This window comes from Streptomyces iconiensis, from assembly GCF_028657195.3.
GTDB lineage: Bacteria > Actinomycetota > Actinomycetes > Streptomycetales > Streptomycetaceae > Streptomyces > Streptomyces iconiensis.
Map to the genome: position 1 here is coordinate 1 of NZ_JANCPR020000094.1, position 11,124 is coordinate 11,124.

10 protein-coding genes and 1 pseudogene are annotated in these 11,124 nt (G+C 69.9%); all 11 read left to right on the forward strand.

Translation table 11 applies throughout. The annotated features are described in order from the left end of the window. Positions 1-269, forward strand: a pseudogene (locus NMN56_RS42415) (DNA methylase); the annotation flags it as partial. Beyond that, positions 266-526, forward strand: coding sequence for a hypothetical protein (locus tag NMN56_RS42420; protein WP_274046950.1), 261 nt, complete (start codon positions 266-268; stop codon positions 524-526). The pseudogene NMN56_RS42415 and the gene NMN56_RS42420, both read left to right, overlap by 4 nt. Continuing rightward, the gene (locus tag NMN56_RS42425) at positions 523-1,410 is read left to right on the forward strand and encodes a bifunctional DNA primase/polymerase (protein ID WP_274046951.1); all 888 of its coding nucleotides are present in this window, start codon (positions 523-525) and stop codon (positions 1,408-1,410) included. The genes NMN56_RS42420 and NMN56_RS42425 overlap by 4 nt, the downstream gene beginning before the upstream one ends. Next, positions 1,407-1,766 carry a hypothetical protein gene (locus tag NMN56_RS42430; protein WP_274046953.1) on the forward strand — a complete coding sequence of 120 codons (360 nt, stop codon included), beginning with the start codon at positions 1,407-1,409 and terminating at the stop codon, positions 1,764-1,766. The genes NMN56_RS42425 and NMN56_RS42430 overlap by 4 nt, the downstream gene beginning before the upstream one ends. Further along, entirely contained in the window at positions 1,763-3,319 is a 1,557-nt protein-coding gene (locus tag NMN56_RS42435) for a YfjI family protein (RefSeq protein WP_274046954.1), read from the forward strand. The genes NMN56_RS42430 and NMN56_RS42435 overlap by 4 nt, the downstream gene beginning before the upstream one ends. A gap of 269 nt (positions 3,320-3,588) precedes the next feature. Next, the gene (locus NMN56_RS42440) at positions 3,589-3,798 is read left to right on the forward strand and encodes a helix-turn-helix transcriptional regulator (protein WP_274046956.1); all 210 of its coding nucleotides are present in this window, start codon (positions 3,589-3,591) and stop codon (positions 3,796-3,798) included. Positions 3,799-3,881: 83 nt separating this feature from the next. Next, positions 3,882-5,147 (forward strand): tyrosine-type recombinase/integrase, encoded by a 1,266-nt coding sequence (locus NMN56_RS42445; RefSeq protein WP_274046958.1) that lies wholly within the window; start codon positions 3,882-3,884, stop codon positions 5,145-5,147. A 433-nt stretch (positions 5,148-5,580) separates the two neighbouring features. Further along, positions 5,581-7,245 (forward strand): penicillin-binding transpeptidase domain-containing protein, encoded by a 1,665-nt coding sequence (locus NMN56_RS42450; RefSeq protein WP_274046959.1) that lies wholly within the window; start codon positions 5,581-5,583, stop codon positions 7,243-7,245. 154 nt (positions 7,246-7,399) lie between these two features. Then, the gene (locus NMN56_RS42455) at positions 7,400-7,900 is read left to right on the forward strand and encodes a YbaK/EbsC family protein (RefSeq protein WP_274046960.1); all 501 of its coding nucleotides are present in this window, start codon (positions 7,400-7,402) and stop codon (positions 7,898-7,900) included. Continuing rightward, positions 7,897-8,757, forward strand: a complete 861-nt coding sequence (locus tag NMN56_RS42460) for an EamA family transporter (protein WP_274046961.1) — start codon at positions 7,897-7,899, stop codon at positions 8,755-8,757. Before NMN56_RS42455 ends, NMN56_RS42460 begins: the two co-directional genes overlap by 4 nt. A 364-nt stretch (positions 8,758-9,121) precedes the next feature. After that, positions 9,122-10,960 carry an ABC-F family ATP-binding cassette domain-containing protein gene (locus NMN56_RS42465; RefSeq protein ID WP_274046962.1) on the forward strand — a complete coding sequence of 613 codons (1,839 nt, stop codon included), beginning with the start codon at positions 9,122-9,124 and terminating at the stop codon, positions 10,958-10,960. The last annotated feature ends 164 nt before the right edge of the window (positions 10,961-11,124 follow it).

The following is an 11,124-nucleotide window of genomic DNA, read 5'->3' on the forward strand; positions in this document are numbered from 1 at the left end:
TCGAGCTGAGCGGCTGGAGGGCCGTGCAGCCGGCGCACCGGCCGCACCGGGGCCGGGTGCGCGGCTGGCGGCACGGCCGCTACTTCGACGGGCCGTACGTGGCCGCCTACGGGGCCGGCGGCGGCAAGGCATCGGTGGCGGAGATGCGGGACGCGATGGGCATCGACTGGACCGACGTACGCGAAGAACTGACCGAAGCCATCCCACCCGCCTACACGCTGCACCTCGGCCGCGCCTTCCTCGCCTCCCGCATGGGGGTGGCCGCATGAGCGTCACCGTCCACACCATCGAGATCATGACGACGGCTCATGTACTCATCGAGTTTCCGGCCGGAGAGGACGAGGCGAGCGCGTACGAGCTGTACGCGCTGTGCGAGACCGCAGCCCAACCGGGCGCTGTGGAGTGCCTGAGCCTGAGCAGCACCACGTTCTACCCGCAGAGCGGGGACGACGTGTCCGCCCTCTCCACTTGGGACTGCGAACACACCTACCGCGAACTGGCCGTGAGCACGGAGGTGGGGACATGAACACCGACCTGCTCAACGCCGCCTTGGCCGCCGCAGAACGCGGCTGGCCCGTCTTCCCCCTGCGTCCGGGCGGGAAGCGCCCGGCAGGGCACTCGCAAGACCGTTGCCCGCACTCCGGCCGCTGCGCGAATGGGCACCTGACACCCGAGCAGCGCGCCACCACCGACGCGGAGTTGATCCGAGCCGCGTGGACCGCTCGCCCGTACAACGTGGGTCTGGCCACGGGCCCGGCGGGGCTGCTGGTGGTGGATCTGGACACGCTCAAGCCCACAGACGAAGAAGGAGCGCCTGACGGCGCAACCGCCTTCCTGGCGCTCTGCGAGCGCGCCGGGCAGCCGCTGCCCCGCACCCGCCGCGTGCGGACACCCTCCGGCGGGCAGCACCTGTACTTCCTCGCGCCGTCCGGCGCGCGGCTGAAGTCGAGCGCGCAACGCCTCGCCAAGCGCATCGACACACGCGCGTGGGGCGGCTACGTCGTCGCCCCCGGCAGCACCACACCCACCGGCACCTACCAGGTCACCGACCCGGGGCCGGTCGCTGAACTGCCCGCGTGGCTGGCCGCGCTGCTCGTCGACCGCCGCCCCGCCGCCCCTGCCGTCATCACACCGGCCGGTGATGCCTCGCGGGTGGCCCGGGTCGCGCTGGAACGCGAGACAGCCCGCATCACCGCCGCAGGGGAAGGGACGCGGGAGCACACGCTGTTCACCGCCGCACGCGCCATGGGCCGCTTCGTGGCCTGGGGCGACATCCCCCGGCATGTGGTCGAGACGGCTTTTCAGGCGGGGGGAGAGACGGCCGGCCTCTCGCCTGCCGAGTGCCGCTCGACCCTGCGCAGCGCCCTGAACTGGTCCATCCGAACGGCCCGGCCCCGGGAGACAGCATGAGCGCCCCCAACTCCCCCCGCCTGAAAAGCATCCCCACCCCCGACCAGCCCGGCACCGCCGAACCCACCTCGCCCACGACGGGCCGTAGCGCGCCGAAGAACGCCGCCCGAAGGGCGCCCTCTTCAGCTCTTCGCCCTGACCCGCACACAGGCGACGGCCGCTACCCGCTCGCCTGGCTCCACATCACCGCACCACACGGCGCCACCCCGACCGCCAAATCCGTCTGCGCCTGCGGACGCGACCGCTTCGCCGCCGGCCGCCACAAGGTGCTCGCACTGATCGAGGACCACACCGCACACCGCGAGAACTGCCCGCTCCGTACCGCTTCCAAGACCGAGAGGAGGAATGCCGCGTGACCAGTCCCGATCTGTGGGAAGGGTTCGATCCACTCACCGCTGAGGATGTCGCCGGGCCGGTCTGGGACGAGCCTGTACCGCTGTCCCTGCGCCCGCCTCTGCCCGACTTTCCCGTACACGCCTTGCCCGACTGGCTCGCCGCGATGGTCGGCGCGGTGGCAGAAGAGACGCAGACCCCCGCCGACCTGGCCGGGTGCCTGGCCCTGGCCGCGCTGGCGACCGCCGCCGGCGGCCGGGCCACCGTGTGCGTGCGCGGCAGGTGGCGGGAGCCGGTGAACCTTTACACCGCCGTCGCACTGGATCCAGGCAACCGCAAGTCAGCCGTCTTCGCGGCCATGACCGAACCGCTTCTGACTGCCGAGAAGGCACTGGTGGAACTGTCCGGCCCTGCACGGGCCGAGGCTGAAACCACGGCCAAACTCGCCAGGGCCGCAGCCGAGAAGGCCGCCGCCCGAGCGGCGGGGGCCGAACCGGATAAGCGTGAGGAGCTGACGGTTGAAGCCGTCGCACTGGCCCAGCAGGCAGAGGGGTTCACCATCCCGGCACGGCCGCAGCTCGTAGCGGACGACGCCACGCCGGAGACCGTGGGAACTCTCCTGCACGAGCAGGGCGGACGGATCTCGTGCCTGAGCGCAGAGGGTGAACTCTTCGACATCATCGCGGGCCGCTACAGCGGCAAGCCCAACATGGGCATGTTCCTCAAGGGCCACGCCGGCGACATGGTCCGCGTAAACCGTCAGGGCCGCGAGGCACAGCACATCGAGGCCCCGGCGGTCACTATTGGCCTGGCCGTGCAGCCCGAAGTCCTCGGAGCGCTCTCGCGTATTGACGGAGCGGACGGCCGTGGCCTGCTCGCCCGCTTCCTCTACGCCCTGCCCGTCTCCCTCGTCGGTCAGCGCAACCTCACTCCTCAACTCATCCCCGATGACGTGTCGGAGACCTACAGCCGCCGCCTCGCCGGGCTCACCCTCGACATGGCCGACTGGCGCGACCCCGCGCTGCTTGCCCTGACCCCGGAGGCGGACGCGGTGCTGCTGGCCTACCAGCGCGTCACCGAATCGCGCCTCGGCAAGGGCGGCTCCCTCGCACCGGTCATCAAATGGGCCAGCAAACGAGACGGCGCGGTGGCCCGTATCGCCGGCCTGTTGCACCTGGCTACCCACGAAGACAACCCATGGCGGGCGCCCATCCCTGGGCAGACCATGGCCGCCGCGACCGAGCTGGGCGACTACTTCACCGCCCACGCGCTGGCCGTCTTCGACGCCATGGGCTCCGACCCTGCCAGAGACGCCGCACACACCGTGCTCCTGCACCTGCGAGAGCAGCGGCTGAGCGGCTTCAACCGCCGCGAGCTGTTCCGCAGCCTGCCCCGTGGAGACTTCGCCGCCATGGGCGACTTGGACCCCGCCCTACGCCTGCTGGAAGAACACGGCTGGATCCGCCAACAGCCCCTCCCGCCCCGTGGCACACGCGGCGGCCGACCCCCCTCACCCCGCTACGACACTCATCCCCGCCTCACTCCCGCCCCCGGACAGAAACCCCTCTCCGCCTGACAGAACTGACACAACCCCCGCCATAACCCGGTGACCTGCACGAACAGCCTTGATCGCGGCTGTGACAAAACCTCCGGAAACTCTGACAGAACCCCCGGCACCCAAGCCGAGCCCCTGTGACAGAACCTCCCACCGAGAGGTTCTGTCACAGTTTTTCGAGGTTTTGTCACGCCCGAAATCATGCGCATAACCACAGGTCAGCGGCCCAGCGGCGAGGTTCTGTCAGTTCTGTCAGCGCTCCCCGGGTTTTCCATCACGAGGAGACACCCATGGCTCCAGCCGCGATCACACTCCGCGCCGGACTCCCCGACCGCTATCTGACCCCCGTCGATGTTTCCGCGCTCTTCAGCGTGCCTGTGGAGACCGTCTACGCCTGGCGCAAGAAGGGCACCGGCCCGCGCGCATTCCGCGTCGGCCGGCATCTGCGCTACGACCCCGCCGAAGTCGCCGCTTGGACAAGCCAGCAGCAGGCCGCCTGACACCAGCCACACCGCAACGCGAAGGGGGAAGGCCACGCCCCGTGGCCTTCCCCCTACGCGTGCCCGCAGGAAGGACCAGCCACATGGCCGGCCACATTCAAGACCGCTGGTACAAGACCACCACCGACGTGAACGGCAAGACCCAACGCGTCAAAACCAACCGGCACGGCACCGGCATGCGCTACCGCGCCCGCTACGTCGGTCCCGACGGAACGGAGAAGTCCAAGAGCTTCCCCGACAAGCAGAAGCGCCAGGCGGAACAGTGGCTCATCGGGACGGCTGCCGACATGTCGCGCGGCGAGTACATCGATCCTCGCGCAGCGCGCATCACGTTCCAGCAGTACGCCGAACAGTGGGTCGCGACCCATACGACGGAGATCAATAGCCGCGAAGCGGCCGAACGACGGCTACGGCTGCACGCATTCCCGTACATCGGCACCCGCCCCCTCGCGTCGTTCCAGCCCGGACACGTCCGTACGTGGCTCGGAGAGCTTGAGCGGGAGGTCCCGACGGAGTCTCACCGCAGCATCATCTACGGGACCGTCTCAGGGGCGTTCAGCGCTGCCGTGGATGACGGCATTCTGGCCCGGAATCCCTGCAAGGCGCGTTCGGTACAGCGGCCGAAGCGTGGGGCGCCCCGCGTGCTCCCATGGACTGCTGAGCGCGTGTTCGCCGTCCAAGGGGAACTACCGCCGCGCTTCCGTGCCGCGGTAGACGTGGGCGCCGGATGCGGACTGCGTCAGGGCGAGATCTTCGGTCTGTCGGATGACGAACCCGACTACGACGGCGGTTGGCTGTCCGTCACCCATCAGCTCAAGCGCATCCGGGGGAAGTACGTGTTTGCACCGCCGAAGGGCGGCAAGCTGCGGGACGTGCCGCTACCCGACGCCGTGGCCGAGGTGCTCAAGGCCCACGCGAAGGAGTTCGAACCGATCACGGTCACTCTGCCGTGGCGTACCCCGGACGGTCCGCCGGTCACGAAGCGGCTGTTCTTCAGCGGAGCGGCCGGCAACCACGTACGCGTGAGCCACTTCAACGATCACGCCTGGAAGCCCGCTCTCGCCCTCGCAGGTGTCATCCCGACGCCGGAACCGGGGGAGCGCTATGCCAGCGCGGCAGAGGACGGCATGCACGCGCTCAGGCACTTCTACGCGTCGGTGCTCTTGGACGCGGGGGAGAGCATCCGGGCCCTGAGTTCCTACCTCGGGCACAGTGATCCGGGGTTCACCCTCCGCACGTACACGCACCTCATGCCGAGCAGTGAGGGCCGCACGCGAAGGGCCGTTGACCGGCTCTACCAACGGCCCGACGATGACCCGGACGGCCCCGCGACGGCCCACGAGGGGTGAACGGGCCCCGGACAGTGGGGAAAGTTACTGGTCGGGGTGCATATAGCCTGTCAGGTCCGAGAGTTCATCTACTTCTGGCCGATCTACACCGGCCAGACGATCCCGGTGGACGCCTGGCGACAACGGATGTGGTTCGACACCTGGATCTGAGCCGTGGGTACTTGATCGCGATTCGGACACAACGCGGGATTCTGGAACCGATCGCACCGCTTCGTTCGTCTGGCCAAGAGGCCGAAGGCACCTGGCTATCCGGTCCGGCCGGTTCCTTTTCGGGAGCCAAACCGCCGGTTTCGGTGAATCGTGGAATCCACGGCTTCGGTATACAGGGCTTATGGGGCATACCAGGACACGAGTTGTCACACGCGTGCTCTAGGGTGCCTCGCACAGGACCTCGGCCGCGTCGGCCGAGGCGGGGTGGAGGGGCAGTATTCGGATGCTTGACAGTCGGAACAGCAAGAAGGCAGCCGTCATCGGCGGGGTGGCCGCTGCCGTCGTCGGGCTCACCGGCGTCGGCGTCTACGCCCTGGTCGGCAGCGACAGCGGGAGCGAGGGCAACACCCAGGGCAGTGTTGCCGCTTCCGACGACGGCAAGGGAGGCTCGGACGAGGTCAAGAAGGGCCCGCCCAGCACGGCCGAAGTACGCGCCACCGCCAAGAAGTTCCTCGGGGCCTGGGCGCAGGGCGACCTGAAGAAGGCGGCCCGCCTCACGGACGACAAGGCGACGGCCCACAAGGCCCTCAGCGGCTTCCGTACCCAGGGCCGCGCCGCCAAGGTGTCTCTCACGCCCAAGGCCGCGCAGGAGGCCAAGGTCCCCTTCGCGCTCACCGCGCGGATCTCCTACAAGCAGAAGCGCGGAGCGCTCAACTACGAGTCGTCCCTCGAAGTCGTCCGCGACAAGACCACGGGCAAGACGGTCGTCGACTGGAAGCCCTCCGTGCTGCACCCCCGTCTCAAGGACGGGCAGACCATCAGGACGGACGCCTCCGGCACCCCGCCCATCAAGGCGGTCGACCGCAGCGGGGCGCCGCTCACCGAGGAGGACCACCCCACCCTGGGCGATGTCATCGACGACGTCGGCAAGCGCTACGGCGACAAGACCGACGGCTCGGCAGGCGTGCAGACCCGCATCGTCGACCCCAAGAACAAGAGCAAGAACGTCGTGCTGCGCCAGCTGTCCAAGCCGACACCGGGCGAGCTGAAGACCACCATCGACGCCAAGGCGCAGACGGCGGCCGAGGCGGCCGTACGGGGCAAGAGCAAGGCGTCCGTCGTCGCCGTCAAGCCCAGCACGGGCGAGATCCTCGCCGTCGCCAACTCCCCGGCCAAGGGCTTCAACAGCGCCCTGCGCGGCTCCCTCGCACCCGGCTCCACCATGAAGGTGGTCACCGGCGCGATGCTGCTCGACAAGGGCCTCGCCTCGCCGGGCAAGGCGCACCCGTGCCCCAAGTACGAGACGTACGGCGGCTGGAAGTTCCAGAACCTCGACAAGTTCGAGATCAAGAACGGCACCTTCGCGCAGAGCTTCGCGCGCTCCTGCAACACCGCGTTCATCTCGCAGGCCAAGAAGCTCAAGGACGACGACCTCACCAAGGAGGCCCGTGACGTCTTCGGTATCGGCCTCGACTGGAAGACCGGCACCGGCACCTTCGACGGTTCCGTCCCCGTCCAGTCCGACGCGCAGATGGCGTCCTCCCTCATCGGCCAGGGCGCCGTCCGCATGAACCCGCTCACCATGGCCTCCGTCTCCGCGACGGTGCAGAGCGGTTCGTTCAAGCAGCCGGTCATCGTCCCCGCCTCCCTCGACAACCGCACCCTCGCCAAGGCGCCCCGCACGATGAAGCCCACGGTCGCCAAGGACCTCAAGGGCCTGATGCGCCTCACCGCCACCAGCGGTACGGCGGCCGAGGCCCTCTCCGGCCTCAGCGGCGACGTCGGCGGCAAGACCGGCTCGGCCGAGGTCGACGGCCAGAAGAAGCCGAACGCCTGGTTCACCGCATACAGCGGCGACGTGGCGGCAGCGGCCGTGGTGCCCGCCTCAGGGCACGGCGGCGACAACGCGGGTCCCGTCGTACGCAAGGTGCTGGACGCGGCACGCTAGGTCACACACCCCCGAGTGCGGGACCGGCCGGAACCCGGCCGGTCCCGCACTCGCGCACACCCGGCCCGCCACTCGCGTACGGCCGGCCCTCACCTGCGCAGGCCCGAACCCCCGCAAGGACGGCGCGCGTTCACCGGGCGATAACGTCATGCGTATGACCCAGCCAGGAACCGCACACCCCCGCTTCGCCGAGGCGCTCGCCACCCTCGGCCTCTCGGACACCGAGGTCCGTAACTTCCCCGAAGCCACCCGCACGGCGGCCGAGGCCGCGGCGGCGGTCGGCTGCGGCCTGGACCAGATCGTCAAGTCCCTGATCTTCATGGCCGACGAGGCGCCCTTCCTCGTCCTCATGGACGGCGCTTCCCGCGTCGACCTCGCCCGCGTGCGCGATGCCCTGGGCGGCGCCACGGTCAAGCGCGCCGACGCCGACACCGTCCGCACCGCGACGGGCTACGCCATCGGCGGCGTCCCCCCGTTCGGCCACGCCACACAGATGCGCGTACTCGCCGACCGCGGGCTCCTCGCGCACGACACCGTCTGGGCCGCCGCAGGCACCCCGTACACGGTCTTCCCGCTCGACCCCAAGACGCTGATCGCGCACGCGGGCGGCATCCTCGTAGACGTTCGCGAGGCGACCTCTCCCGACGTCAAGTGACCCCCATAGTCGTGGCCGCCGTCCTCGCGGCGGCCCTCATCCACGCCTCGTGGAACGCGCTGGCCCACGGCATCAGGGACCAGCTCCTCGCCTTCACCCTCGTCGGCGGCGGCGGAACCGTCTCCGGCGCGCTGCTCGCCCTCTTCGTCCCGGTCCCCGCAGCAGAGGCATGGCCCCCGCTCCTGCTCTCGGCCGTGCTGCACGTCGTGTACCAGATGCTGCTGATGCGCTCGTTCCACCTGGGTGAGTTCGGGCAGATGTACCCCATCGCGCGGGGCACCGCACCCCTTGTCGTCACCGTCCTCGCCGCCGTCTTCGTCCACGAGATGCCCGACGCCTGGCAGCTGGCCGGCGTCCTCCTCGCCTCGGCCGGCCTGGTCGGCGTCGCCCTGTGGGGCCTGCGCGGACGCCGCACGAAGGACGCGGCACCCCAGGGCCCCGCCCTGGTCGCCGCACTGGGTACGGGCCTGGCCATCGCCGCGTACACCGTCGTGGACGGCGTCGGCGTACGCGCGTCCGGCTCCTCGCTCGGCTACATCGCCTGGCTGATGATCCTCGAAGGTCTGGCGATCCCCGCCTACGCCATCGCCACGCGCCGTGGTCAACTCCTCACTCAGCTACGCCCCATAGCCCTGCGCGGCCTGCTGGGCGGCGTCCTGTCCGTCTTCGCCTACGGCCTCGTACTCTGGGCCCAGACCCGCGCCCCCCTGGCACCCGTAGCAGCCCTGCGAGAGTCCTCCATCATCGCGGGCGCCGCGATCGGAGCCCTCTTCTTCAAAGAACGCTTCGGCTGGCCCCGCACCGCCGCGAGCGTCCTCATGGTCGGCGGCATAGCCCTCATGCTCCACGGCAGCTGATCCCGCTCCCCACGTGGGCCCCCTCCAGAGGCGAGCTGGCCCTGGATTCCCCCACTTTCACTCCAGGGCTGGTCCCGATACGGGCGGGGGAGTCCAGAGGTGGGGGTCCCCCCGGACGAAGTCTGGGGGAGGAGCCCCCCGACGCCCGGCCGGCGAGGCCAACGGGGGCAAGGGGGCGAAGCCCCCATTAGGAACGGAAACTGGCTTCAAATGACAGGAACCACAACGGGTGCAAGGGGCAAAGCCCCGAAGCGGGCAGACGCAGCAACACGAAGCAGGGGCACGGGGCGAAGCCCCACGAGGACCGGGCACCCGCCCACGATGATTACCCTGGGGACTGACCAGGCCCCCGTACAGGAGTGAGATGGCTGTCAATCTCGTCAATCTGGAAGCCGTGGACAAGGTCCACGGCACCCGCGCCCTCCTAGACACCGTCTCACTGGGCGTCAGCGAGGGCGACCGCATCGGCGTCGTAGGACGCAACGGCGACGGCAAGACAACCCTGGTGCGGGTCCTGGCCCGCCAGGAACCCCCGGACAACGGCCGCGTAACCCACGTGAGCGGCCTACGCCTCGCGGTACTGACGCAGCACGACTCCCTCGATCCGGAGGCGACGGTCAGGCACGAGGTGGTCGGCGACATGGCCGACCACGAGTGGGCGGGCAGCGCCAAGATCCGCGACGTGCTGACCGGCCTCTTCGGCGGCCTCAGCCTGCCCGGCTTCGCCCAGGGCCTGGACACGGTGATCGGCCCGCTCTCCGGCGGCGAACGCCGCCGTATCGCGCTGGCCAAGCTGCTGATCGCCGAGCAGGACCTGATCGTTCTCGACGAACCGACGAACCACCTGGACGTCGAAGGCATCTCGTGGCTGGCACGCCACCTGCGCAACCGCCGCTCGGCGCTCGTCTGCGTGACGCACGACCGCTGGTTCCTGGACCAGGTCGCGACGCGCATGTGGGACGTGCAGGGCGGGGCCGTGCACGAGTACGAGGGCGGCTACTCGGACTACGTGTTCGCCCGCGCCGAGCGCGAGCGGATCGCCGCGCAGGAGGAGTCCAAGCGCCAGAACCTCATGCGCAAGGAACTGGCATGGCTGCGCCGCGGCGCCCCCGCGCGGACGAGCAAGCCCCGCTTCCGTATCGAGGCCGCCAACGAGCTGATCGAGGGCGAGCCCCCGCCGCGCGACACGGCGGAGCTGATGCGGTTCGCGAACTCGCGCCTGGGCAAGTCCGTCTTCGACCTGGAGGACGTCACCGTCCAGGCGGGCCCGAAGGTGCTGCTCAAGCACCTCACCTGGCAGCTCGGCCCCGGCGACCGTATCGGCCTGGTGGGCGTGAACGGCGCGGGCAAGACCTCGCTGCTGCGCGCACTGGCCGACACGGCGCGCACCGGCGGCGAGGTGCCCTCGCCCCTGGTGACGGGCGGCCGGGTCAAGGCCGGCAAGACCGTGAAGCTGGGCTACCTCTCGCAGGAGGTCGCCGAGTTGAAGCCGTCACTGCGGGTGCTGGAGGCCGTCGAGGCCGTACGGTCGCGCGTGGACCTCGGCAAGGGCCGGGAGATGACGGCTTCGCAGCTGTGCGAGAAGTTCGGCTTCACCAAGGACAAGCAGTGGACCCCGGTGGGTGACCTGTCGGGCGGTGAGCGCCGCAGGCTGCAGATCCTGCGGCTGCTGATGGACGAGCCGAACGTGCTGTTCCTTGACGAGCCGACGAACGACCTGGACATCGAGACCCTCACGCAGCTGGAGGACCTGCTCGACGGATGGGCCGGCTCCCTGGTGGTCATCTCGCACGACAGGTACTTCGTGGAGCGCACGACGGACCGCGTGTACGCGCTGCTGGGCGACGGCACGCTGCGGATGCTGCCGCGCGGTATCGACGAGTACCTGGAGCGCCGCGAGCGGGTGGCGGCAGCCGAGGCCGCGGCGAACGCGCCCGCCGCACAGCCGGCGGCCCAGCCCTCCTCCGGCACCGCGGGCAAGCCCGCGGGGCTGTCGCGGGCGGCGCAGAAGGAGATGCAGCGCATCGAGCGCCAGTTGGAGAAGGCGGAGCAGCGCGAGGCGAAGCTGCACACCGACATGGCGGAGAACGCGACGGACTTCGAACGGGTCGCCAAGCTGGACGCCGAGCTGCGCGAGGTGCGGGGACAGCGCGAGGAGTTGGAGCTGCGCTGGCTGGAGCTGGCTGAGGCGGACGGTGCATGAGGGGCCCGCGGGGGCCGGTGATACAAAGATGGCCGCACAGTAGTCGTTCCATGGCGGTCCGTATGTCCGATTCGCTTGGCCCTACGGGGGTTTGAGGCGCCGGTCGATCGGCCTGCCGCGTCCCCAGGGAATCCGATGTCGCAGCCGCCCCCGCCCAACCACCC